This window comes from Alphaproteobacteria bacterium (genome assembly GCA_040220875.1).
In the GTDB taxonomy this organism is placed as follows: Bacteria; Pseudomonadota; Alphaproteobacteria; order JAVJVX01; family JAVJVX01; genus JAVJVX01.
In genome coordinates, this window is record JAVJVX010000005.1 from 372,928 (window position 1) to 394,735 (window position 21,808).

Here is a 21,808-nt window from a genome sequence, read left to right on the forward strand (position 1 = left end):
GCTAACGGGACAAACCTAAAGCGACTGACCAAAGAGTCAATATCCGGACTCTGGCCATCTCAAACCCGCAAGATTTGGGGGTTTTCCGACCCTTTATCGGGGACCCGCCATCAGGAAAGGGCTTTGTGGGATCCGTCGCACATGGGCGAACTGCCGCTTCCCTTGCAGCCGCAGAAATAGGCCGGGCCCGAGGCCGGCGCGGTGAACTGGACGGGGCCGAATTCCGTTCCCTTGTGGGATCCATCGCAAAATGGCTGGCTGGCCGAAGCGCCACAGGCGCACCACCAGTAATCGTTGCCCTTTTCCACCTGAACTTCGTAAGGCGCCAGTTGCGGGCGCTGCGGCTCACTCATCGGAGGCCTCCCTCTTTTCATGTAGCTGGTTATTTGAGTCCTGGCGAACTCTAGGGAGATTACCGCGGAACGGCAAGCTGCAGAAAACCCATTAGCCGCGCGCGGGACGAGCGGCTAAAGTCTGCCCGCCAACGGGATGAGAAGGAAGATGGCGGTATATACGGAAGTCGGCGATGCCGACCTGGCGAGATTTCTCGAGGCCTACGAGATTGGTGAGCCTCTCGCCTTCAAGGGGATCGCGGAAGGTGTGGAAAATTCCAACTACCTTCTTCAGACGACAGGTGGCAGCTATATCCTGACGCTTTATGAAAAACGCGTGCGGCCGGGGGATCTGCCCTTTTTTCTCTCGCTCCTGGACCATCTCGCGCGCAAGGGGATTGCCTGCCCGATCCCCGTCCCGGCGCGGGACGGCGCGGCCCTGCGCGAACTCTGCGGCCGGCCGGCGGCCGTCGTGACCTTCCTCCAGGGAATCTGCCCGCGGCGCATCGAGCCCTTCCACTGTCGCGCCCTCGGCGGCGCGCTCGCCCGGCTGCATCTCGCGGGCGAAGATTTTCCGGGGGCTCGGGCAAACGATCTGTCTCTCGCCGGCTGGCATCACCTTTTTAAAAGCACCCGCACGCGGGCCGATGCCGTGCAGGCGGGCCTCGAACGGGTGATCGCGGATGAACTTGATTTTCTTGACGCCCATTGGCCGCGCGATCTGCCGGCCGGAATAATCCATGCCGATCTTTTTCCGGACAACGTATTCTTTCGTGGCGAGGAGCTGTCGGGGCTGATTGACTTCTATTTCGCGTGCCGGGACTTCTTCGCCTATGACATCGCGGTCTGCTTGAACGCCTGGTGTTTCGAGTCCGACAACAGTTTCAACGTCACCAAGGCGCGCAATCTGCTTCGCGCCTATCGCGATGTGCGGCCTTTTTCCGCGGCCGAGCTCGAGGCCCTGCCGGTTCTGGCCCGGGGGGCAAGCCTGCGATTCCTGCTGACACGGCTCTATGACTGGCTGAACCATCCGCCGGGAGCCTTCGTCCGGCCGAAGGATCCGGGCGAATACGTGCGCAAGCTGCAGTTTCACGCCGGCGTCAGCGGCCCGGGCGCCTATGGTCTCGATTCAGTCGCATGACAGAATCCAGTGAAACGCCGGGGCGCCTTGTCGAGATTTTTACCGATGGCGCATGCAGCGGGAACCCGGGACCGGGCGGCTGGGGCGCCGTCCTGCGCTACCGGGGCATCGAAAAGGAGCTTTCCGGCGGCGAAGGGGACACCACCAACAATCGCATGGAGCTGATGGCGGCCATCATGGGCCTGGAGACCCTGAAGCGCCCGTCGCGCGTGGCTCTTTATACCGACAGCACTTATCTGCGCGATGGAATCACCATCTGGCTCTCCCGCTGGCAGACCAATGGCTGGCGTACGGCGGCGAAAAAACCCGTCAAGAATGCGGAGCTCTGGCGCCGGCTGGAAGCGGCCGCGGCGCCGCACGAGATCGAATGGCACTGGGTCAAGGGTCACGCCGGCCACCCTGAGAACGAGCGGGCCGACCAGCTGGCGCGCCTGGCCATTCCCGCCACGTGAGGGCCGGACATGGGAAAACGGCCTCCCGCGGGAGGCCGTCTCATTCCGCCAGGCGTTGCGGTCCTGATCCTAGAGCGCGTCGAGGACGGCTTCCGCGCTCGAAACCTTGAAATCGCCGCCCTCTTCCACCGCAAGGTGCGAGACAACGCCGTCATCGACCACCATCGCGAAACGCTGCGCGCGAGTGCCCATGCCAAAGCCGCTGGCATCGAGTTCGAGACCCAGCGCCCTGGTGAACTCGGCATTGCCATCAGCCAGCATCAGCACCTTGTCATCGACATTCTGCTGATCGCCCCACGCCTTCATCACAAAGGCGTCATTGACCGAAAGACAGGCGATCGCATCGACGCCCTTGCCCTTCAGGTCGCCGGCCTTTGCCACAAACCCCGGCAGATGCTTGGCCGAACAGGTCGGCGTAAAGGCCCCCGGCAGTGCGAACAGCACGACTTTCTTGCCCTTGAACAACTCGTCCGTCGTGATTTCTTTCATGCCGTCCTCGCCGAGCATCTTGAAGCTGGCGGACGGAACCCTGTCACCCACTTTGATCGTCATGCTGACCTCGTCTCCCTGGAAAAAACCTGGAACAAAATACGTCCGGCCGGACGGTCCTTACCTCGTGGACTGCGGCCCTCGTTATGAGGCGACCATAGCTTTTCGCGGGCGCGAAATCACCCCCTTCCGGGAGAGTGCGGGGACGCCCGGATTCGTCGCGGCCGCACCGCCCGGGCCTCACAGAAAAATTAACCAGGATCACTTTTCCTTAACTTGACTGGGGTTATCTTGAAATATTGCGCGATTAGCGCGAGACTCGGGATCTTATGCTGACGCGTTTTTCGACACGACACCGGAAAGGCGGATCATGAGTTTTTTCGACGAAAGCCATTCGGAAAAAAGCACTTTCGACCGGGATCCGGATCCCTATCTGACAGGCCGGATACTCGTCGCCATGCCGTCCATGCTCGACGACAGGTTTGCGAAATCCGTCGTCTATCTCGTCGCTCATACTGAGGACGGCGCCATGGGCCTCGTGCTCAATCGGCTGGTGGACTCGCTCACCTTCCCGGAACTGCTTGACCAGCTCGGCATTCCGGCGGATCCGGGGCAGGGTGACATCCGGGTCCATTTCGGAGGGCCCGTGGAGACAGGGCGCGGCTTCGTGCTCCACACCTCGGATTACCTGCAGGACGCCTCCCTTCTGGTCGATGACCGGATCGCGCTGACGGCATCGGTCGATATCCTGCGCGCGATGGTGCGCGGCAATGGTCCAAGCCGGGCGATGCTGGCGCTGGGCTATGCCGGCTGGGGCGCCGGACAGCTCGAGGCCGAGATACAGGAAAACGGCTGGCTGCTGGCGCCGGCCGATGACCGGCTTCTGTTTGGCGATGATCAGGCGGTCAAGTGGGAAGAGGCGATCCGCAATATCGGCATCGACCCGGCCCGCCTGTCAGGTACGGCCGGCACTGCCTGACACGGCCCGGTTCTAGTCGGTGGAAGTGACATCGACGGATTTGAAGTCCTCCGCCAGCATGCCAAACAGCAAATGATCGCGCCACTCGCCATTGATCCGCAGGTATTTGCGCGCAAATCCTTCACGTTCGAACCCGACATTCTCGAGCAGCGTCCGGCTCGGATCGTTTTCAGGGATGCAGGCCGCCTCAACGCGGTTAAGCTGAAGCTGTGTGAAGGCGAAACGCAGCGCCGCCCTGACTGCCGCCGTGCCATGCCCCTGGCGAGCGTGCGGCTGGCCGACCCAATAACCGAGGCTGGCCGACATCACGATGCCCCGGCGCACATTGGAGAGGCTGATCCCCCCCAACAGCTCGTCGCCGGTCGTGCGGAAGATAAAGAAGCTGTAGCCGGCGTCGGCGCGCCAATCACTGGCGTATTGGCGCAGGCGGCGGCGAAAGGCGGGAAGGCTCAGCGCATCGTTTGACCAGGCGGGCTCCCATGGAACCAGAAAGTCCCGGGATTCCTCACGCAGACTTGCCCAGTCCGCCCAGTCATCTTCCTGCGGCGCGCGCAGGTAGATGCCTTTTCCAGCCGTCCTGACGGCGGGGGGCATATCCGATCGGGGCCGAAGCAACCGCATTGCCATAGGCACTCTCCGTGATGCAGTCCTGCCGTCAGCGGATGGCGGTCGCGGGCGGCGTTTCCGGACCCTGCGTGTCGAGGCGCCGGGCAATGGTATCGAACGCCATGATATCGCCCAGCGGCCCCAGCGCCGCGAAGGTGGGCCGGGAAGTCCGGAGCCGGCCAAACACCCGCGCCAGATCGGACCGGGTCACAGAGTCAATGCTCCGGGCCATCTCGTCAACCGGCACGATCCGGCCAAGCGTCAGAAGCTGGGTCCCGATCTGGTCCGCACGCGCCTGGCTGCTTTCCATTCCCATCAAAATCCCGGCCCGCAACTGGCGCTTGGTGCTGTCCAGCGCCGCACCCGTGACCCTTTCGCTCGCCGCCGTCAGCTCGTCACAGACGACGCGGATCAGCTCGTCCACCTTTTCGGGACCTGTCCCCGCATAGATGCCGAAGGTGCCGCAGTCGCGATAGCCGGCGAGGAAGGAGTAAATCGCATAAGCGAGGCCGCGCTTTTCGCGGATTTCCTGGAACAGCGGTGACGACATGCCACCGCCCAGCGCTTGGGAAAGGACCAGGGCCGCGTAGTAATCGGGATCGGTCATGGGCAGCGCGTCGAGCCCGATAAGCACGTGTACCTGCTCGCCGGCGCGCGCGAGGCGCGTGTCGCCTCCTTCGTAACGGGCCGGCACCGAAATCGGTGCGGCATGACGGGCAAGCGTGTCGAAGGCGTCTTCGGCCAGCGCCACCAGGGCCTCGTGATCGATATTGCCCGCCGCCACCAGCGCCATGTTATCGGCGCTGTAGTGGCGTGCCATGAAATCCATGATGTCGTTCCGTGCGAGGCCCTGCACGATCTCCGTCGTTCCCAGTACCGAGCGCCCGATACCCTGGCCCGGATAGGCCTTTTCCTGAAACCGGTCGAACACAACGTCTTCCGGCGTGTCCAGCGCCTGGCCGATTTCCTGAACGATCACATCACGTTCGCGCTCGAGCTCGGCCGGCTCAAACGTGGAATGCTGCAGGATGTCTCCGAGAATGCCGATGGCGAGGGAGAGATCCTCGGTCAGGACACGGGCGTAATACGCCGTCGTCTCGCGCGACGTATAGGCGTTGACGTAACCGCCGACCGATTCTATTTCCTCGACAATCTGCTGCGCAGTCCGACTGGTCGTGCCCTTGAAGGCCATATGTTCCAGCAGATGAGCAACCCCGTTCTGTGTAGCGGCCTCGTCGCGGGTGCCAACGCCAACCCAGACACCCACCGTCACGGTCTCCACCGACGGCATCGGATCGCTCACAACGGTGAGACCGTTGGCCAGCCGGCTGGATCGGATATGCGTGACTTCGCTCGTCATGACATTACCTCCGCCGAACCCGGGCACGGATGAAATCGCAAATGCGGTCGCGGTCATTGGGCAGTGTATCGAGACGCTCGGGGCGCTCGAAAAGATCGGCCAGAAATGGCGGCAGCGCGGGACGGATGCCCGTCGCCTTTTCCACCGCCTCGGGGAACTTGGCCGGATGGGCCGTCGCCAGCGCCACCATGGGCGTGGCCCGGTCCCGGCGCTTGAGGCGGGCCGACCCGACGCCCACGGCCGAATGGGGATCGAGCAGATAGCCGGTTTCCTCATGGACGGACCGGATCAGCTCAAGCGTCCGGGGGTCATCCAGGCTGGCGGCGCTGAACAGGCTCTTGAGGGCGACGATCTGGGCGGTGCCCAGCGTCAGGCGCCCGCTTTCGCGAAACTTCGTCATAAGCTCGCTGACCACATCTCCGTCGCGCGCCGCAAGTTCGAATAGCAGGCGTTCGAAGTTGCTCGAAACCTGGATATCCATGGACGGGCTGCAGGAGGCCTCGACCGGCCGCATTTCCATGGTACCGCTCTCGAAGAAGCGGGCGAGGATGTCGTTGCGATTTGTCCCGACGATCAGCTGCTGAACGGCGAGGCCCATGCGCTTCGCAACGTAACCCGCGTAGACATTACCGAAATTTCCCGTGGGCACGGCGAAGCTGACTTCCTGCCGGGGGGCGCCCAGCTTCAGTCCGGCCCAGACATAATAGGCGGTCTGCGCCATGATCCGCGCCCAGTTGATGGAGTTCACCGCCGACAGGCCGAGTTCCGCCCGGAGATCGGCGTCGGCGAACATCGCTTTCACCAGATCCTGGCAATCGTCGAACGTGCCCTCGACGGCGATATTGTGGACATTGTCATCCACAACCGTCGTCATCTGACGGCGCTGCACCTCTGAAACCCGCCCCTTGGGGTGGAGAATGAAAATATCGATATTCTCGCGCCCGCGGCACGCCTCGATGGCGGCGGAGCCCGTATCACCCGAAGTGGCGCCGATAATGGTGATGTGCCGTCCCCGGGCCGCAAGCACCGCCTCGAAGAGTCGGCCCACCACCTGGAGCGCGTAGTCCTTGAAGGCGAGCGTCGGCCCGTGGAAGAGTTCGAGCACATAGAGATTGTCCTCGATCTCGCGAAGCGGCGCGATGTCCCCCGCCTTGTCCGGCGTGGCGCGAAACTCGCGGTAAGCCGCCGTCACCAGGCGGGCGAGGTCAGGCTCGGCCACGCTGCCGGCCATGAAGGGGCGGATAAGGGCGGCGGTCAGCGCGGCATAGCCGTCGGCGGCCGCGGCCGAAAGCGCGGTCCAGTCGAGCGCCGGCCAGGTTTCCGGCACGTAGAGCCCGCCATCGGTGGCCAGACCGGCCAGCAGAACGTCGTCGAATTCCAGGGCGGGGGCGGTTCCCCGGGTGCTGACATAACGCACGGAAATTCCTTCGGAAAAACGGCGCCCAATCTAGCGGCGGGGGTGCGGTGGGGCAAGCGGCCCCGGAGCGGGCTCAGGGCAGGTAACGCGCGCGCAGGTGCTCCTCGAAGAAGGCCGGGTTGAGGGGCTCGCCGGTGACCTGGCGGAGCAAGTCCCCCGTCGACAGCAAGGAAGCGCGACCATGGATTTCGCGCCTGAGCCAGTCCAGCAAGGGGCCGAAATCACCCCGCCGGATATCCTGCGCCAGATCGGGAAGGCGGCGGCGCGCGACGGCGAAGATCTGCGCCGCCGTCATGGCACCCAGCGTATATGTGGGAAAATAGCCGAAATCGCCGCCATACCAGTGAATATCCTGCAAGCAGCCCCGCCGGTCATCGGGCGGCACCACACCGAGCAGTTCCGCCATCCCGTCATTCCACGCGCCGGGCAGATCGGCGACATCGAGATCACCCGCAACCATCGCCCGTTCCAGCCGGGTACGCAGGATGACATGGGCCGGATAGGTCACCTCGTCGGCCTCAACGCGAATGAAACCGCGTTCGACGCGGATGGCGCGGCGGTAAAGATTGTCGGCCGACCAGGCGGGTCCGCTGCCGTCGAACGCGGCCGCAAGGCGGGGAGCCGCGAATTCGAAGAAGTCCCGGCTGCGGCACAGTTGCATCTCAAACAGAAGAGACTGGCTCTCGTGCAGGCTCATCCCGCGCGCCTCGCCCACCGGCTGGCGCCGCCAGCTCCGCGGCAAACCCTGCTCGTAGAGCGCGTGGCCCGTCTCGTGGATCACGCACATCAACCCTTCGGTCAGGTCGTCATCGTCATAGCGCGTGGTCACGCGGGTGTCGTCGGGCGTGCCGCCGCAGAACGGATGAAAGGTGGAATCGAGCCGGCCACGATCGAAATCGAAACCGAGATCGGCCATGAGGCCATGCGCAAGTCCGGTCTGCCGCGCCCTGTCGAAAGGGCCCGGGGGATCAAGCGGTGCCGGCGCGCGCGCCTGACGTTCCAGCACCTCGGAGAGAAATCCGGGCAGAAAGGCGGCCAGCTCGTCGAAAACGGGCTCTATGTCCCGGATCCGGCCACCCGGTTCATAGGCGTCGAGCAACGCGTCATAGGGCGTGAGGCCGAGGGCTTCGGACAGGGCCGCCGCCTTCTCGCGGATCAGCGCCAGAAGCCCGCCCAGCAGCGGACGGACGGCGGCGAAGTCCGACGTCTCGCGGGCGGTCCGCCAGGCCATCTCGGTCGCGGTCGCCGCCTTGGCCAGGCGGTCGACGAGGACGCCATCCAGCGCGGTTGCGTGCAGCCAACGCCGGCGCATCTCGGCCAGATTGGCCCGCTGCCAGTCATCTAGCGGCTCCTCGGCCGCGGCGGGCAACAGATCGGCGAGCGCCGGATCGGTTATCATCTGATGGGACAGCACCTCCTGAAGGGCCAGATGATCGGCCCGCCCGGCGGCGCCCCCGGGCGGCATCTTGGTCGACATGTCCCAATGCAGGATCTCGCCCATCTCCGTCAGCGTGGCGATACGCGCGAATCTTTCCTCGAGTTCCCGGTAAGCTTGCATCCGTGGCACCTTAGACCCCGTCCTCCGACGTGGACGCGGCCTCGCGGCCGCGCTTGATTCCGAAAAGGATATAGATCACCGCGAGGACACCGGCAAAGGCGAACCAGGTCACGGCATATTGCAGGTGATTGTTCACCAGCCGGGGACGGGCGGCGACCGGCCGCAGGGGCGAAGTCCGGTCCGGCGCCGCCACCACGGCATAGGGCGCCAGGGCCTGGCCGCGCGCCGCGCCCATGGCAACCGGGTCGATGCGAAACCAGATGTCCCGCCCCGGATCGTTCTCGGGCGCAAACCAGCCCCTGCCCGGCGGTGGCAGGAGCACGCCTTCGAGCACCCGCTCACCCCCGCGAGGGGGCGGAATTTCGGCCCGGGCCGGCGCCAGGCCCGGCCAAAACCCCCGATTGACGAGGATAAGCGCGGGCCCGGCCGGGGCGTCTGACGGCGCGAGCCGGAATGTGCCGATCACATGAACGCCCGCCTCGCCGCCGGCGGCCTTTCCCTGCAACAGGAAAACCGGGTCGTCGGTGAACTGGCCCTCGAGCCGGACGTTTCGATAGAATTCCTCGGGCCCGGCCGGCCCGAGACCACGGGTCAGGTCGAGCGGCGGCGCGCGCAGAGCCGCCTCGCGCGTCGTGATCAGGGCTTCCTTCCATTCGAGGCGGTCGAGCTGCCACTTGCCAAGAGCGAGCAGGAGGGCGAGGGCCAACGCGGTCATGACCGTGGGCCAGAGCCCCGGCCGGAACCGCGCCCGGCGCGCGCCCGTCACGGCGTCCCGCCATCTCCGCCCGGGCGCGGGTCGTTGTCGCGGGGGGCGAAGTCCTCGGCCAGGTGGCGGAAATGCAGCGCCACCAGCACCGCCTTGAAGGGCGGCAGCATGGCGAGCGCGCCGGCCACCGTCAGGGCGCTCCACAAGACCGCGTGCAGCCAGAGGGGCGGGTGAAAAAGGGCGTCGGTCACGAGGGCGAGGGCGACGACGAGCGCGCCCAGAATGAAGATGACGAACACCGCCGGTCCGTCGCCGCTGTCATGGCGGCCGAGCTCCAACCCGCAGACGGGGCAGCGCTCGGCCACCTTGAGATAGCCGTCGAACAACCGCCCCTCGCCGCAGCGCGGGCAGCGCTGTCTCAGCCCGGCGCGGAGCGGCGCGACCGGCCGGTATGCCCGCTCAGAGCCGTTTTCTGGGCGTCCTGCCGCCATCCCGGGGGCTAGGCACCCCACCAGTAGATGCTGACGAAAAGGAACAGCCAGACCACGTCCACGAAATGCCAGTACCACGCGGCCGCCTCGAAGCCGAAATGGCTGTCCGGCTTGAAGTGGTCGGCCTGCACGCGGAAGAAGCACACGATCAGAAACAACGTGCCGATAATGACATGTGCGCCGTGAAAGCCCGTCGCCATAAAGAAGGTGGAGGCATAAATGCCGTCCGTGAACCCGAAGGCGGCATGACTGTACTCGTAAGCCTGCACCGCGGTGAAGATCAGACCCAGCAGGATCGTCAGGCCCAGACCGCGCAGCGTCGATTTCTTGTCGCCATGCTGCAGGGCGTGATGCGCCCAGGTCACCGTCACGCCCGAGGTCAGAAGGATCAGCGTGTTCAGGAAGGGCAGATCCCAAGGGTTGAAGGTCTCGATACCCTCGGGCGGCCAGATGCTGCCGATCGCTTCGGTCGGGAACAGGCTGGCATTGAAATAGGCCCAGAACCAGGCGGCGAAGAACATCACCTCGGAAACGATGAAGAGGGCCATGCCGTAGCGCATGGAGAGCTGCACCACCGGCGTGTGATGTCCCTCGAAGGTCGCTTCGCGAATGACGTCGCGCCACCAGCCGGCCATGGTGAACAGCACCAGCGCGCCGCCCAGCGCAAGAAGCCACCAGGAGCCGCCATGCATGTACATGACCGTGCCGAGGCAAAGGAGGCCGGCGGCGATGGCGCCGACCACGGGCCACGGGCTCGGGTCGACCAGATGATACGGATGTTTGGCGTGAGTTGCATCACTCATGGCCGCTTACCTTTCCCCCTGGGTGGATATGTCTGCGTAGGAAACCTGCTCGTGATCGCGATCCGCTTTTTCCGGCTCTGCGTCCGGGAGCGGAAAGAATGTGTAGGAAAGCGTGACTGTCCGCACTTCGCGCGCGCCCTCGTCCTCGAGTATCGCCGGATCGACGAAGAAGGCGACCGGCATGTCCATGGACTGCCCGGGCTCGAGCCGTTGCTCGGTGAAACAGAAGCATTCTAACTTGTTGAAATACAATCCCGCCTTGAGCGGCGTCACGTTGAACGTGGCGGTGCCGATCACCGGATGATCGGCGAGATTGGTGGCTCGGAAGAAGGCGAGCTTCTGCTCGCCCAGCCGCGCCGTCATCGATTTCTGCAACGGCTCGAAGCGCCACTCGAGCGCCGGATCCTTATCCGCATTGAAGCGCACGGTGACGCGGCTGTCAGAGATGACGTCGGGCGCGACCTGGGCCACCTGCGTGGTGCCGCCATAGCCGGTGACCTGGCAGAACAGGCGATAGAGCGGCACGGCGGCGAAGGACAGGCCGACCATGCCCACCACCACGGACGTGAGCGCCAGCACCAGGCGCAGGTTGGAGCGCCCCTGCCTCATTGCCCTGCTCCCATACGCACGAAGGCGATCACGTAGAAAAGGCTGACCAGCGCCACGAGGACGGCGAGCAGCGCCCGGTTGCGTCCGCGCATGCGCCGCTCGCGCTCGACCGATCCGTAGGGACCCTGCGCGGTCTCGCGCGCCTCGGTCTTTGGCGTCTGTCCCGAACCCGCCATGGCTTACCCCACCACACCCGACACGAGCCCGTCCACCAGCATCAGGGCGAACAGGGCGAAGAGATAGAGGATCGAGAAACCGAATAATTGCCGCGCCGGGCGGTCATCCCGCGTCAGCAGGACGCGCAGCGCCAGCGCGACGAAAACCGCCCCCAGCGCGCCCGCACCGACGGCGTAGAGCGGCCCCAGCGCGCCCAGCCAGTAGGGCGCCAGCGTGACCGGTACCAGCAGCGCCGCATAGAGAAATATCTGCCGCCGGGTCTCGCCCGGGCCGGCCACCACCGGCATCATCGGCACGCCGGCCTTTTCGTAATCACCCTGGCGATAGAGGGCGAGGGCCCAGAAATGCGGTGGCGTCCACATGAAAATGATCGCGAACAATGCGAGCGAGACGAGTGTCACGTCTCCCGTTACCGCCGCCCAGCCGACCATCGGCGGGAACGCGCCGGCTGCCCCGCCGATCACGATGTTCTGCGGCGTGCGACGCTTGAGCCAGATCGTATAGACGAAAACGTAGAACCCGATCGTCCCGGCAAGCAGGATCGCGGCCGCCCAGTTCAACGCCAGCCCCATCAACAGGACCGATCCCGCGCCCAGCACCGTGCCGAACCCGAGCGCCGTGCCCGGCGCCATCCGGCCGGCCGGAATGGGCCGGTTCTGCGTGCGCGCCATGATCGCGTCGATATCGCGGTCATACCACATGTTGATGGCGCCCGCCGCGCCGGCCCCGACCGCGATGCAAAGGATCGCGACCACCGCGAGAACGGGATGCAGGTCGCCCGGCGCCAGTACCAGGCCCACGGCGGCGGTAAAGACGACGAGCGACATCACGCGCGGCTTCAGCAATGCGATGAAGTCGCGCGCCGCCGGGCCGGCCACGTCGGCGCCCGCCCCGAAGGAGCGGGTGCCCTGCCCCAGATCCAGATCTGCCGAATAGTCGGACATCGCCTTGCTTTCCGCTCCCCTCGCCCGGCTACTTCACTTCCGGGAGTTCCTCGAAGGTGTGGAAGGGCGGCGGCGAACTGACTGTCCATTCCAGCGTCGTCGCTCCCTTGCCCCACGGATTGGCGCCGACCTTCTCGCCCGCCGTGAACGTGCGATAGCAGATGTAAAGGAACAGCACCACGCTCAGCGCCGAAATGTAGGAGCCGTAGGTCGCCACCATGTTCCAGCCGGCATAGGCGTCCGGGTAATCCGGAATCCGGCGCGGCATGCCGGCCAGGCCGAGGAAATGCATCGGGAAGAAGGTCAGGTTGACCCCGATGAACATCAGCCAGAACTGGAGCTGCGCCAGTTTTTCAGGGTACTGGCGGCCGCACATCTTGCTGATCCAGTAATAGAACCCGGCAAAGATAGCGAAGACAGCGCCGAGCGACAGCACGTAGTGGAAATGCGCCACCACGTAATATGTATCGTGCAGCGCCACGTCGATCCCCGCATTGGCCAGCACGACGCCGGTGACGCCGCCCACCGTGAACAGGAAGATGAAACCGACCGCCCACAGCATCGGCGTCTTGAACTCGATCGAGCCGCCCCACATGGTCGCGATCCAACTGAAGATCTTGATGCCGGTGGGGACTGCGATGATCATCGTCGCGGCCGTGAAATAGGCCTTGGTGTCGACGTCCAGACCCACCGTGAACATGTGGTGAGCCCAGACCACGAAACCGACCACGCCGATCGAAACCATCGCATAGGCCATGCCCAGGTAACCGAACACGGGCTTGCGCGAGAAGGTCGAGACGATATGGCTGATCATGCCGAAGCCCGGCAGGATCAGGATGTAGACCTCGGGATGACCGAAGAACCAGAACAGATGCTGGAACAGCAGCGGATCGCCGCCGCCGGCCGGATCGAAGAAATGGGTCCCGAAATTGCGGTCTGTCAGCAGCATCGTGATGGCGCCCGCCAGAACCGGCAGCGACAACAGCAGCAAAAAGGCCGTTATCAGCACGGACCAGACGAAGAGCGGCATCTTGTGCAGTGTCATGCCGGGCGCGCGCATGTTGAAGATGGTCGTGATGAAATTGATTGCGCCAAGGATCGACGAAGCGCCGGCGAGATGGAGTGAGAAGATCGCCATATCGACCGCCGGCCCGCCATGGCCGAGAGATCCCGACAGCGGCGGATAGATCGTCCAGCCCGTCCCCGCGCCGCCCTGAACGAAGGCCGACCCCAGAAGCAGCAGGAAGGACGGGACCAGCAGCCAGAAACTGATGTTGTTCATGCGCGGGAAGGCCATGTCGGGCGCGCCGATCATGATGGGCACCATCCAGTTGCCGAACCCGCCGATCATCGCCGGCATCACCATGAAGAAGATCATGATCAGGCCATGCGCGGTAATCAGCACGTTGTAGAACTGGTTGTCGCCACCAAGCACGGTGAGCCCCGGCTCCGCCAGTTCGGCGCGGAACAGGATCGACATGCCACCACCAATGATCCCCGCTATGACGGCGAAGATCAGGTACATCGTGCCGATGTCCTTGTGGTTGGTGGAGTAAACGAAACGCCGCCACCCGGTCGGATGATCGTGATGGCCGTGATCTACTGCGCTGTCTGCCATTGTCCTAACTCCACTCCTAATCGCGGCCGACCGCGGCCAGACGTTTGACCGGCGCGGTCTCTGTTTCCTGTTCCGGGTCGAAATCGGTGCCGGCGAATTCGGCCTGCGCTTCCTTCAGCCAGGCATTGAATTCTTCTTCCGGGAGGGCGCGCACGGCGATTGGCATGAAGCCGTGATTGACGCCACAGATTTCAGAGCACTGCCCGTAATACATGCCCGGCCGATCGATGCGGAACCAGGTCTCGTTCAGCCGTCCGGGGACGCTATCGATCTTGATACCGAACGCGGGGACAGCGAAGGAATGCAGTACGTCGGTCGAGGTCACCTGCAGCCGGACGGTCTTGCCGACCGGCACCACGAGGTCGTTATCGACTGAAAGCAGGCGTGGCTCGCCTTCCAGGAGGTCCCCGTCTTCCTTCATAAAGCTGTCGAAGGCGAAGTCGCCGTGATCGGGATACTCGTACGACCAGTACCACTGATGACCCACCGCCTTGATGGTCATATCGCTTTCCGGCACCACGTCATTGAAATAGAGCAGCCGGAACGAGGGGATGGCGATCACGATCAGGATGATCACGGGGACGATCGTCCAGATCACCTCGATCGCGGTGTTGTGGGTAAACTTGCCGGGCTCGGGATTGCGCCGCGCGTTGAAGCGCACCATGACATAGATGAGAAGCGCAAGAACGAAGACGCTGATCGCGGTAATGATCACCAGCAGCAGATTGTGAAATTCCTCGATCTCGGCCTTGATCGGCGTCGCGGCCGGCTGCATCCCCATCTGCCAGGGTTCGGGCTGGGCGGCCAGCGCCGGCCCTCCCATGCTTCCCAAGCCAAGGAGAAGCGTCAGCACGGCCACCCCCGTTACCGCCCAGAAAAACGATGCCGGCCGGAGGCCGCCTTCAGATTTGTCCGCCATGAATATCAGTCCCTCGTCGGAATCTTGCCGATGGCCCCGGAACCACTGGGGCAATCGGCCGCGTGCCCCGCAAACCGTCCGGGTCCACGTCCATGAAATTAGCAGAATCAGCCGGTTAGCCCCCCGGTTTTTCGTGCCCGCGCACAATACCGGCAACCCGTCCAAAGCCGCAACGGGCGCCCGGTCGCAGGGCGGGGCCGGTGTCGTCACGGCGCCCGATCCTGGTTCAAAACATCTTTGATCTCAAGTTGTTACCGTAAATTCAGCGGCCCCCTGGCCCTCGCGGCCTATTGTCGCACCGACCGCCCGCAAGGCCGAAATCCTGCTCCGGAAGCCGGCGACAGAAGCTGCGGCAAATTTATCGGCGGAAACTGCCGCCCAAAGGATGCAGGGGCCGTTCCGGCTTCCTATATTGATCTGGTCACCTTCCTCCATGATTTGCGAGACGAGCATGAGTGCCCTCCTCGAAACCGAACATCTTTTTTTCGAGCGCGCCGGTCTGGACCGCGAGCGCGCAACCGCCATCCTCGACGAGACGCTTCACGGCGCCGATGACGGCGAACTGTTTCTTGAATATCGCCAGTCCGAGGCGGTCTCGCTGGATGACGGCAAGATCCGCAGTGCCAGCTTCGATACCAGCCAGGGCTTCGGCCTGCGCGCCGTCGCGGGCGAGGCGACGGGCTACGCGCACGCATCCGAGGTCAGCACGAACGCCCTCAAGCGGGCGGCCGAGGCGGTGCGGACCGTACGGGCCGGGCGCGGGACCGTGGCACTCGATCCGGCGCCGGGGCGGCCCAACCACTCGCTTTATACCGAGGGAAACCCGCTCTCGGCCCTGGATTTCGAGACCAAGGTGGCGCTCCTGCGCGAGATTGACGCCTATGCCCGTGCTGCCGACCCGCGCGTGCGCCAGGTCTCGGCCTCGCTGGCCGGCGAATGGCAGGCGGTGCAGATCATGCGCGCGGGGGGCGAGATGAGCGGCGATATCCGACCGCTGGTCCGGCTCAACGTACAGGTCGTGGCGGCCGACGGTGACCGGCTTGAAAGTGGCAGCCATGGCGCGGGCGGCCGCGTCGCCTATGACCGGCTGATCGATCCTCGGAACTGGCGGGCGCAGGTCGACGAGGCGCTGCGCCAGGCGGTGGTGAATCTCGAGGCCCGGCCGGCGCCGGCGGGCGAAATGCCGGTGGTGCTGGGGCCGGGCTGGCCCGGGATCCTGCTGCACGAAGCCATCGGTCACGGGCTGGAAGGGGATTTCAATCGCAAAAAGACCTCCGCCTTTTCCGGGCTTATCGGCGAGCGGGTCGCGGCCCCGGGCGTCACCGTCATCGACGACGGTACGCTGGCCGACCGGCGCGGATCGCTCACCATTGACGACGAAGGCACGCCCAGCCAGCGTACGGTGCTGATCGAGGACGGGGTTCTGACGGGCTACATGCAGGACCGGATGAACGCGCGGCTGATGGGGGTCCGGCCCACCGGCAATGGCAGGCGGGAGAGCTACGCCCACGCGCCGATGCCGCGGATGACCAATACCTGCATGCTGGCCGGCGCGCATGACCCGGCCGAAATCATCGCTTCGGTCGATCGCGGGCTCTTCGCCGTCAATTTCGGCGGCGGTCAGGTGGATATCACCTCCGGCAAGTTTGTCTTCTCCGCCAGCGAGGCCTATCTCATCGAAGGCGGCAAGGTCACGCACCCCGTCAAGGGCGCCACGCTGATCGGCAATGGACCCGACGTACTGACGCGGGTGTCCATGATCGGCAACGACATGGAGCTCGATCCGGGCGTCGGGACCTGCGGCAAGGACGGTCAGGGCGTGCCGGTCGGTGTCGGCCAGCCGACGCTCAAGCTCGATTCACTGACCGTGGGTGGCACCGAGGCCGCCTGAGCGGGCACGCCTTCGGGCTTCGCGAGGCCGCCCGGGCCGAAAAGACCTAGTAGGAAAAGTCGCGGTACAGCGGCCCGAGACTGTGCTGCCAGGCCCCATTGTACAAGTCGAGCAGCTCGTCGGCCGGTGTCCGGCCCCGCTCCACGATTTCACGCAACGGGGCCAGGAACAGGACCTCGTTATTGCCCGTTTCCGGGTCCTGTCGATTGCGCCGGGCCAGCCCCCCTTCGGCGATCGCGACCACCTCTCTTGCCAGATCGAGGACCGAATGTCCGGCGATGCTGGCCCCGAATCCGTCGCGCGGCACCTCGTCGCGCAACCGGGCCTGCGCCTCGACCGACCAGTTCTTGACGAGGTCCCAGGCGGCATCGAGCGCGGTCGAATCGTAGCAAAGCCCGGCCCAGAGTGCCGGCAGGGCGCACAGCCGCCGCCACGGGCCGCCATCCGCGCCACGCATCTCCAGATACCGCTTGAGCCGCACTTCGGGAAAGATCGTCGTCAGATGATCGTTCCAGTCGCTGAAGGTGGGCAGCTCCCCCGGCAGGGCCGGCAGCCTGCCCTTGAGGAAATCACGAAAGGACTGCCCGCTTGCGTCGTGATACGTGCCGTCGCGATACACGAAATACATCGGCACATCGAGGGCGTAATCGACGTAACGCTCGAACCCCATGGCGCCATCGAACACGAAGGGCAGCATGCCGCAGCGATCGGGATCCGTATCCGTCCAGACCCGGCTGCGGTAACTCAGATAGCCGTTCGGCCTGCCTTCACTGAAGGGCGAATTGGCGAACAGCGCCACGGCAATCGGCTGAAGCGCCAGGCCGACACGGAACTTGCGCACCATGTCCGCCTCGCTCGAGAAATCGAGGTTCACCTGCACCGTGCAGGTCCGGATCATCATGTCGATACCGAGCTTGCCCTTCCTCGGCATATAGGCCCGCATGATCCGGTAGCGGCCCTTGGGCATCCAGTTGATGTCGTCCCGGCTCGCCTCGGGATGGAATCCCAGCCCGATAAGGCCGATCCCGATCCTGGAGGCAACGCTCTTTACCTCGCGCAGATGCGTGTGCACTTCGTCACAGGTCTGGTGCAGGTTATCGAGCGGCGCACCCGACAGCTCCACCTGGCCGCCGGGTTCGAGCGAGATGGACGCCTGCCCTTTCGTCAGGGCGATCACCCGCCCCGCTTCGCTGACCGGCGCCCAGCCGAACGCCTGGAGCCCCTCCAGAAGCGCGGCGATGCCGTTCGGCCCGTCATAGGCGATCGGGCGATGGTCATCCCGGGTATAGGCGAATTTTTCGTGCTCGGTTCCGATGCGCCACTTCGCCTCCGGCTTGCAGCCGTCTTCGAGGAACTTCACCAACGCAGCTTTGTCGGCGGCCACACCGGCCGGCAGAAGGGAGGGCGATGACATGATGGCTGGACCGGACTTTGTGGATGGGAGGCGGTTCAGTAGGCCGCGCCGCGCCTTGGTGCTTGCTGCGTTCTTATCGCGTTCCTCGGAAAGCGGGTTGTTCGTGCCAATCCCCAAGTCTTGCCTGCCAACAGGACAGGGCCGCGATAGCGGCGGTATCAGCGCGAAGGACGCGGGGCCCTAATCCGATGGCGGTAGAAAAGGGCAGTTTGCGCATCGGGTCAAGTTCGGAAATCGCGAACCCGCCTTCGGGGCCGGCCAGGAAAGCGGTCGGCCCGGAGCCCATTTCGTCGAGCACATCGAGGATCGGCCGACCACCTCCCGTCTCGTCGCAAACAAGGAGACGGCGCTCGCCAGGCCAATCGGAGAGCACGTCCAAGAGCGGCCGGGGCGGCGCGATCCCGGGCACGGACAGGCGGTCCGATTGTTCGGCCGCCTCGATCGCCTGCGCTTCGAGCCGGTCGAGATTGAGGCGGCGAGCCTGCGTATGTTGGGTCCAGACCGGCACCAGCCGGTCGACGCCGAGCTCTGTCGCCTTGGCCACGAGATTGTCCATCGCTGCCTTCTTGACCGGGGCGAACACCAGCCAGAGATCGGGCGTGGATGTCTGTGGCCGGCGAAGGCGCGCAACTTCGATTTCGGCGCCGTCCCGGCCGAGCGCGCTGATCCGCCCTTCGCCCTCGCCGTCCCGGCCGTTGAACACCAGGACATCGTCGCCCGGCTTCCGGCGCAGCACATTTTTCAGGTAATGAGTCTGCGCCGGGGTCAGGCGAAGCCTGCCGCCGACGGCGAACGGCTCCGGGGTGAACAGCCGCGGCGTGCGGAAATCAGCGCTCATGGCGCCCATCGCTCGCCGGATGTTCCCGCCGGCATTTCCCGACCGGGCAAGGCGGTGCTCATGCGTGTTCTCGTTTTTCTGGCCGTCAAGGTCTGGCGGGTTGGCAGTCACTCGCCTACAAAGAAACAGCGCCGGCGCCAGCCGGACGCACCAGCTTAACCGAGGGACGCCCGCCACCCAAGCCATGTGCCCCGACCGCCACTCCCGCCCCGGAAACGACACCAAAGCGCATAGCGACCTGCGCCCGGAAGACTGGGTCGGGCGCTACCTGCCCCGCGCGCTCGGCCCCTATGCCCGTCTCGCCCGGCTCGACCGCCCGATCGGCACCTGGCTGCTGCTGTTGCCGGGGTGGTGGGCCATCGCGCTGGCGACGCCCTTCGAGTCCGCGGGCCGCGAGACGCTCTGGCTTTTAACATTGTTCGGCCTGGGTGCCGTGCTGATGCGCGGGGCTGGATGCACCTATAACGATATCGTCGACCGAGATTTCGACGGCGAGGTCGTCCGCACGCGCACGCGGCCCCTGCCGAGCGGTCAGGTCTCTGTTCGCGCCGCAATCCTGTTTCTCGCGGGGCTGCTGTTGGCGGCCCTTGGGATCCTGTTGCAACTCACGCCGCTCGCCATCGCGCTCGGCATCGGCTCGCTCGTCCTCGTCTTCACCTACCCGCTCAGCAAGCGGGTGACCTACTGGCCGCAGGCGGTACTGGGGCTGACATTCAACTGGGGGGCGCTGCTCGGATACGCGGCGGTCACCAATGCGCTGGCGGCCGAGGCCTTTCTGCTTTACGCGGCCGGGTTCTTCTGGACCCTCGGCTACGACACGATTTACGCCCATCAGGACAAGGAGGACGATGCCCTCATCGGCGTGAAATCACTCGCCCTCAAACTGGGCGACAGGACACGGCCCTGGCTGCGGGGGTTCTATCTCGCCACCTTCGTGCTGCTTGGCCTGGCGGGCTGGCGGGCCGGGCTGGGGATCGGTTTTTATGCGATCTGGCTGGTCGCGGGCTGGCATCTCTGGCGACAGTTACGCCACGTCGATTTCGCGGATGGCGCCAGTTGCCTCGCCACGTTCCGGTCCAATCGGGATTTCGGCCTGATCGTTCTGGCCGCGGTGATCGCCGGTCAGGCGACCGCCTAGCCCTGGACGGCGGCGCTGAGGGCCGATCCGTCGCCGGCATCGGGGGAGGAAAACGCGGCCCCCGGCAGATGGATCGCCCGGCGCATGAGGCTGGCGGGGCCGCCCTCGGGGGCCTCGGCGCCGTCCTCGACGATCACATAGCGCTGATGGCAGTCATCCACCCTGGCCCAGGAATATTTGGACCACACCTCGTAGGCCTCCTTGAACCGGCTGAACGGCCCAAGCTTCTCGAGCGTCTTGCCCGCGGCCATATGCGAGAAGTCCGTGTCGGCGAACTCGCCGCCGATGACCCAGAAATATGTCGCTCTACCACTCATGGACCGAATCTAGCCTGGGCTTCTTAAGATTCCGTGACGCCCGATCCAGCCCCGCCGGCCTAACCGGCCGGCCGGGCGGGCCCGCGTATTCACGTAGTTTTTATATTCCCAGAATGGCGAGAATCCTACCTTAACCCAGATCAACGGGACCGGATTTCGGCCCCCTGGCGCGCCGGCGCTATCTCGGGGCTGGGCCAGCCGCTAAGCTGCCGGCGATTTTTGGCCCAACCCGTCGCCATTCCGAGACCGCCCCGCGTGACCTATCTGTTTCCGCCCATCCTGAGCGCCATCATCTCCCGCAGTTCGATCCTGCTGATCCTGCTGGTGGCGGCCAAGCTGCTGACACCCGGGGAATTCGATGTCTACGCCCTGATCGCCACGGTCGCCGCCATCGTGAATGCGCTGGTCAGCGGCGGCGGCGACATGTGGCTAAATCGCTTCACGCCCCAATCCTACGCCAAGGTCCGACCCCCGCCGCATATCTGGTTCGTCTATCTCAGCCTGTCGCTGATCATGGCGGCGGCCACCTTCGCGCTTGGGGCGGGGGCGGTTTTGCTCTTCGATCCGCTGCCGGGCTATGCCGGGCCGTTCATCCTGGCGCTCGCCGGCGCCTGCCTTGCCGGCATGACGGAGACCATGCTGGCGGTCATCCGCTCGGCCGGCAATCTCTTCGTCTTTTTCTCGGTCCGCGACGTGGCCACGCCGGTCGCCTATCTGGCGGCCATCCTCATCATCGGTCCAGCGACCGCCAACGGGGTGATCGAGATCTACACGCTGGTCTGGCTCGCCGCCTTTCTTGTGACATTGTTTCTGCTGGCGCAGGAGATCGCGTTGAGCGCGAGCACCATCAACCTGCGCTGGTCGGCCTGGAAACCCGTAGGCAGGCATACGGCCAGCCTGGTCTACGGCAATTTCACGGCCCGCTTCGCGTCATATTTCGATATTCTCGTCCTGTCGGCGGTCGCCCTCGGCATTGTCGGCGAGTATCGCGTCGCCGCGCAGCTCGCCATCGGCTTCATCGTCATTCAGCATTTCATCTTCCTCGGGCTGCCCTGGGAATTGCGCGCCATCGGCCAGCACGGCGAGAAAGGGGCCGGCTTCGCCCAAGTCATGACACGCCAGAGGGCGCTGATCCCGCTGGCCGCCTTCGGGCTCGTGTTGGGGCTGCTTCTGGCGAAGCCCCTTCTCGGATGGCTGGGTGACGGGTTCGTCGAAGTGGTGCCGGTACTGCACCTCCTCCTGCTGGTCCGCTTCGCCGACCTCCTTTGGGGGCCGCAGCACGAAGTCCTGGTCTCGAACGGACGGGCGATCGAAGATGCCCACGCAAACATGCTGTCGGTGCCCGTCTGGGCCGGGGCATTCATCCTTTTCCGCCTTACTTCCCTGCCCGATATCTGCGCCATCGTCGGCGCCACGGCCGTGGCGGCCGCGGGCGCCCAGGCGATCCGCCTCTACTTCCTGCACCGGGCCGGCCTGCCGAGCGTGTTCGGCCATCCCCTCGGCGCTTTCCTGCCACTCAGCCTGACCGCGCTGGTGCTGGTCGGATGCGGATTTTATCTGTATGGCTGAGGCGCGCCGCCGTTGACGCCGGAAACCGCGCACCCCGCCC

At 65.0% G+C, this 21,808-nt stretch carries 23 protein-coding genes; 6 read left to right on the plus strand and 17 right to left on the minus strand.

From position 1 onward, the window contains the following. Window positions 1-110 precede the first annotated feature (110 nt). Window positions 111-353, minus strand: coding sequence for a CDGSH iron-sulfur domain-containing protein (locus RLQ26_04035; protein MEQ9087891.1), 243 nt, complete (start codon window positions 351-353; stop codon window positions 111-113). A gap of 148 nt (window positions 354-501) precedes the next feature. Here RLQ26_04035 and thrB point away from each other — a divergent pair, with 148 nt between their 5' ends. Both thrB and rnhA read left to right on the plus strand, forming a co-directional pair. Next, window positions 502-1,473, plus strand: coding sequence for a homoserine kinase (thrB, locus tag RLQ26_04040; protein MEQ9087892.1), 972 nt, complete (start codon window positions 502-504; stop codon window positions 1,471-1,473). Beyond that, window positions 1,470-1,925, plus strand: coding sequence for a ribonuclease HI (gene rnhA, locus RLQ26_04045; GenBank protein MEQ9087893.1), 456 nt, complete (start codon window positions 1,470-1,472; stop codon window positions 1,923-1,925). The genes thrB and rnhA overlap by 4 nt, the downstream gene beginning before the upstream one ends. A gap of 69 nt (window positions 1,926-1,994) precedes the next feature. On the opposite strand, the gene RLQ26_04050 is transcribed toward rnhA, so the two are convergent. Further along, on the minus strand, window positions 1,995-2,477 hold the full coding sequence (locus RLQ26_04050) for a peroxiredoxin (protein MEQ9087894.1): 483 nt from the start codon (window positions 2,475-2,477) through the stop codon (window positions 1,995-1,997). Window positions 2,478-2,784: 307 nt separating this feature from the next. Here RLQ26_04050 and RLQ26_04055 point away from each other — a divergent pair, with 307 nt between their 5' ends. Further along, window positions 2,785-3,393, plus strand: coding sequence for a YqgE/AlgH family protein (locus RLQ26_04055; GenBank protein ID MEQ9087895.1), 609 nt, complete (start codon window positions 2,785-2,787; stop codon window positions 3,391-3,393). 12 nt (window positions 3,394-3,405) lie between these two features. On the opposite strand, the gene RLQ26_04060 is transcribed toward RLQ26_04055, so the two are convergent. From RLQ26_04060 to coxB, 12 genes are all read right to left on the minus strand, one after another. Then, window positions 3,406-4,014, minus strand: coding sequence for a GNAT family protein (locus tag RLQ26_04060; GenBank protein ID MEQ9087896.1), 609 nt, complete (start codon window positions 4,012-4,014; stop codon window positions 3,406-3,408). 34 nt (window positions 4,015-4,048) lie between these two features. Continuing rightward, window positions 4,049-5,359 (minus strand): pitrilysin family protein, encoded by a 1,311-nt coding sequence (locus RLQ26_04065; GenBank protein MEQ9087897.1) that lies wholly within the window; start codon window positions 5,357-5,359, stop codon window positions 4,049-4,051. A gap of 4 nt (window positions 5,360-5,363) precedes the next feature. Continuing rightward, entirely contained in the window at window positions 5,364-6,776 is a 1,413-nt protein-coding gene (gene thrC, locus RLQ26_04070) for a threonine synthase (protein ID MEQ9087898.1), read from the minus strand. Between the two features lie 73 nt (window positions 6,777-6,849). Further along, window positions 6,850-8,334, minus strand: coding sequence for a carboxypeptidase M32 (locus RLQ26_04075; protein MEQ9087899.1), 1,485 nt, complete (start codon window positions 8,332-8,334; stop codon window positions 6,850-6,852). A gap of 10 nt (window positions 8,335-8,344) precedes the next feature. After that, on the minus strand, window positions 8,345-9,100 hold the full coding sequence (locus tag RLQ26_04080) for an SURF1 family protein (protein MEQ9087900.1): 756 nt from the start codon (window positions 9,098-9,100) through the stop codon (window positions 8,345-8,347). Beyond that, window positions 9,097-9,426 carry a DUF983 domain-containing protein gene (locus tag RLQ26_04085; protein ID MEQ9087901.1) on the minus strand — a complete coding sequence of 110 codons (330 nt, stop codon included), beginning with the start codon at window positions 9,424-9,426 and terminating at the stop codon, window positions 9,097-9,099. Before RLQ26_04085 ends, RLQ26_04080 begins: the two co-directional genes overlap by 4 nt. A 113-nt stretch (window positions 9,427-9,539) precedes the next feature. After that, window positions 9,540-10,334 carry a cytochrome c oxidase subunit 3 gene (locus RLQ26_04090; protein MEQ9087902.1) on the minus strand — a complete coding sequence of 265 codons (795 nt, stop codon included), beginning with the start codon at window positions 10,332-10,334 and terminating at the stop codon, window positions 9,540-9,542. Between the two features lie 6 nt (window positions 10,335-10,340). Further along, the gene (locus RLQ26_04095) at window positions 10,341-10,943 is read right to left on the minus strand and encodes a cytochrome c oxidase assembly protein (protein ID MEQ9087903.1); all 603 of its coding nucleotides are present in this window, start codon (window positions 10,941-10,943) and stop codon (window positions 10,341-10,343) included. Further along, window positions 10,940-11,119: a hypothetical protein gene (locus RLQ26_04100; GenBank protein ID MEQ9087904.1), complete on the minus strand. Its 180-nt coding sequence runs from the start codon at window positions 11,117-11,119 to the stop codon at window positions 10,940-10,942. Before RLQ26_04100 ends, RLQ26_04095 begins: the two co-directional genes overlap by 4 nt. 3 nt (window positions 11,120-11,122) lie before the next feature. Then, on the minus strand, window positions 11,123-12,064 hold the full coding sequence (gene cyoE / locus RLQ26_04105; GenBank protein ID MEQ9087905.1) for a heme o synthase: 942 nt from the start codon (window positions 12,062-12,064) through the stop codon (window positions 11,123-11,125). A gap of 28 nt (window positions 12,065-12,092) precedes the next feature. After that, complete coding sequence (ctaD, locus tag RLQ26_04110) at window positions 12,093-13,682, minus strand: cytochrome c oxidase subunit I (protein MEQ9087906.1); 1,590 nt, start codon at window positions 13,680-13,682, stop codon at window positions 12,093-12,095. A gap of 16 nt (window positions 13,683-13,698) precedes the next feature. Further along, complete coding sequence (coxB, locus tag RLQ26_04115; protein MEQ9087907.1) at window positions 13,699-14,601, minus strand: cytochrome c oxidase subunit II; 903 nt, start codon at window positions 14,599-14,601, stop codon at window positions 13,699-13,701. 451 nt (window positions 14,602-15,052) lie between these two features. On the opposite strand from coxB, the gene tldD reads away from it, so the two are divergent. Continuing rightward, window positions 15,053-16,492: a metalloprotease TldD gene (gene tldD, locus RLQ26_04120; protein ID MEQ9087908.1), complete on the plus strand. Its 1,440-nt coding sequence runs from the start codon at window positions 15,053-15,055 to the stop codon at window positions 16,490-16,492. Between the two features lie 46 nt (window positions 16,493-16,538). On the opposite strand, the gene RLQ26_04125 is transcribed toward tldD, so the two are convergent. Both RLQ26_04125 and RLQ26_04130 read right to left on the minus strand, forming a co-directional pair. Beyond that, the gene (locus RLQ26_04125; protein MEQ9087909.1) at window positions 16,539-17,906 is read right to left on the minus strand and encodes a glutamate--cysteine ligase; all 1,368 of its coding nucleotides are present in this window, start codon (window positions 17,904-17,906) and stop codon (window positions 16,539-16,541) included. A 73-nt stretch (window positions 17,907-17,979) separates the two neighbouring features. Beyond that, the gene (locus RLQ26_04130) at window positions 17,980-18,744 is read right to left on the minus strand and encodes a 16S rRNA (uracil(1498)-N(3))-methyltransferase (protein ID MEQ9087910.1); all 765 of its coding nucleotides are present in this window, start codon (window positions 18,742-18,744) and stop codon (window positions 17,980-17,982) included. Window positions 18,745-18,928: 184 nt separating this feature from the next. Here RLQ26_04130 and ubiA point away from each other — a divergent pair, with 184 nt between their 5' ends. After that, window positions 18,929-19,882, plus strand: a complete 954-nt coding sequence (gene ubiA / locus RLQ26_04135) for a 4-hydroxybenzoate octaprenyltransferase (protein MEQ9087911.1) — start codon at window positions 18,929-18,931, stop codon at window positions 19,880-19,882. On the opposite strand, the gene RLQ26_04140 is transcribed toward ubiA, so the two are convergent. Continuing rightward, the gene (locus tag RLQ26_04140; protein MEQ9087912.1) at window positions 19,879-20,199 is read right to left on the minus strand and encodes a DUF4170 domain-containing protein; all 321 of its coding nucleotides are present in this window, start codon (window positions 20,197-20,199) and stop codon (window positions 19,879-19,881) included. The two genes, ubiA and RLQ26_04140, sit on opposite strands and share 4 nt — an antisense overlap. Before the next feature lie 255 nt (window positions 20,200-20,454). Between RLQ26_04140 and RLQ26_04145 the strand changes: the two genes are divergently transcribed. After that, window positions 20,455-21,768 carry a hypothetical protein gene (locus RLQ26_04145; GenBank protein ID MEQ9087913.1) on the plus strand — a complete coding sequence of 438 codons (1,314 nt, stop codon included), beginning with the start codon at window positions 20,455-20,457 and terminating at the stop codon, window positions 21,766-21,768. Window positions 21,769-21,808 lie beyond the last annotated feature (40 nt).

What these genes read in the sequence shown, in the direction of transcription:
- RLQ26_04095 (MEQ9087903.1), bottom strand. Translation starts at nt 10,943, where the DNA reads ATGAGGCAGGGGCGCTCCAACCTGCGCCTGGTGCTGGCGCTCACGTCC.
- RLQ26_04065 (MEQ9087897.1), bottom strand. Translation starts at nt 5,359, where the DNA reads ATGACGAGCGAAGTCACGCATATCCGATCCAGCCGGCTGGCCAACGGT.
- ubiA (MEQ9087911.1), top strand. Translation starts at nt 18,929, where the DNA reads ATGTGCCCCGACCGCCACTCCCGCCCCGGAAACGACACCAAAGCGCAT.
- coxB (MEQ9087907.1), bottom strand. Translation starts at nt 14,601, where the DNA reads ATGGCGGACAAATCTGAAGGCGGCCTCCGGCCGGCATCGTTTTTCTGG.
- tldD (MEQ9087908.1), top strand. Translation starts at nt 15,053, where the DNA reads ATGAGTGCCCTCCTCGAAACCGAACATCTTTTTTTCGAGCGCGCCGGT.
- RLQ26_04125 (MEQ9087909.1), bottom strand. Translation starts at nt 17,906, where the DNA reads ATGTCATCGCCCTCCCTTCTGCCGGCCGGTGTGGCCGCCGACAAAGCT.
- RLQ26_04140 (MEQ9087912.1), bottom strand. Translation starts at nt 20,199, where the DNA reads ATGAGTGGTAGAGCGACATATTTCTGGGTCATCGGCGGCGAGTTCGCC.
- RLQ26_04100 (MEQ9087904.1), bottom strand. Translation starts at nt 11,119, where the DNA reads ATGGCGGGTTCGGGACAGACGCCAAAGACCGAGGCGCGCGAGACCGCG.
- RLQ26_04055 (MEQ9087895.1), top strand. Translation starts at nt 2,785, where the DNA reads ATGAGTTTTTTCGACGAAAGCCATTCGGAAAAAAGCACTTTCGACCGG.
- RLQ26_04060 (MEQ9087896.1), bottom strand. Translation starts at nt 4,014, where the DNA reads ATGCGGTTGCTTCGGCCCCGATCGGATATGCCCCCCGCCGTCAGGACG.
- ctaD (MEQ9087906.1), bottom strand. Translation starts at nt 13,682, where the DNA reads ATGGCAGACAGCGCAGTAGATCACGGCCATCACGATCATCCGACCGGG.
- RLQ26_04035 (MEQ9087891.1), bottom strand. Translation starts at nt 353, where the DNA reads ATGAGTGAGCCGCAGCGCCCGCAACTGGCGCCTTACGAAGTTCAGGTG.
- RLQ26_04050 (MEQ9087894.1), bottom strand. Translation starts at nt 2,477, where the DNA reads ATGACGATCAAAGTGGGTGACAGGGTTCCGTCCGCCAGCTTCAAGATG.
- rnhA (MEQ9087893.1), top strand. Translation starts at nt 1,470, where the DNA reads ATGACAGAATCCAGTGAAACGCCGGGGCGCCTTGTCGAGATTTTTACC.
- RLQ26_04075 (MEQ9087899.1), bottom strand. Translation starts at nt 8,334, where the DNA reads ATGCAAGCTTACCGGGAACTCGAGGAAAGATTCGCGCGTATCGCCACG.
- thrB (MEQ9087892.1), top strand. Translation starts at nt 502, where the DNA reads ATGGCGGTATATACGGAAGTCGGCGATGCCGACCTGGCGAGATTTCTC.
- cyoE (MEQ9087905.1), bottom strand. Translation starts at nt 12,064, where the DNA reads ATGTCCGACTATTCGGCAGATCTGGATCTGGGGCAGGGCACCCGCTCC.
- RLQ26_04130 (MEQ9087910.1), bottom strand. Translation starts at nt 18,744, where the DNA reads ATGAGCGCTGATTTCCGCACGCCGCGGCTGTTCACCCCGGAGCCGTTC.
- RLQ26_04090 (MEQ9087902.1), bottom strand. Translation starts at nt 10,334, where the DNA reads ATGAGTGATGCAACTCACGCCAAACATCCGTATCATCTGGTCGACCCG.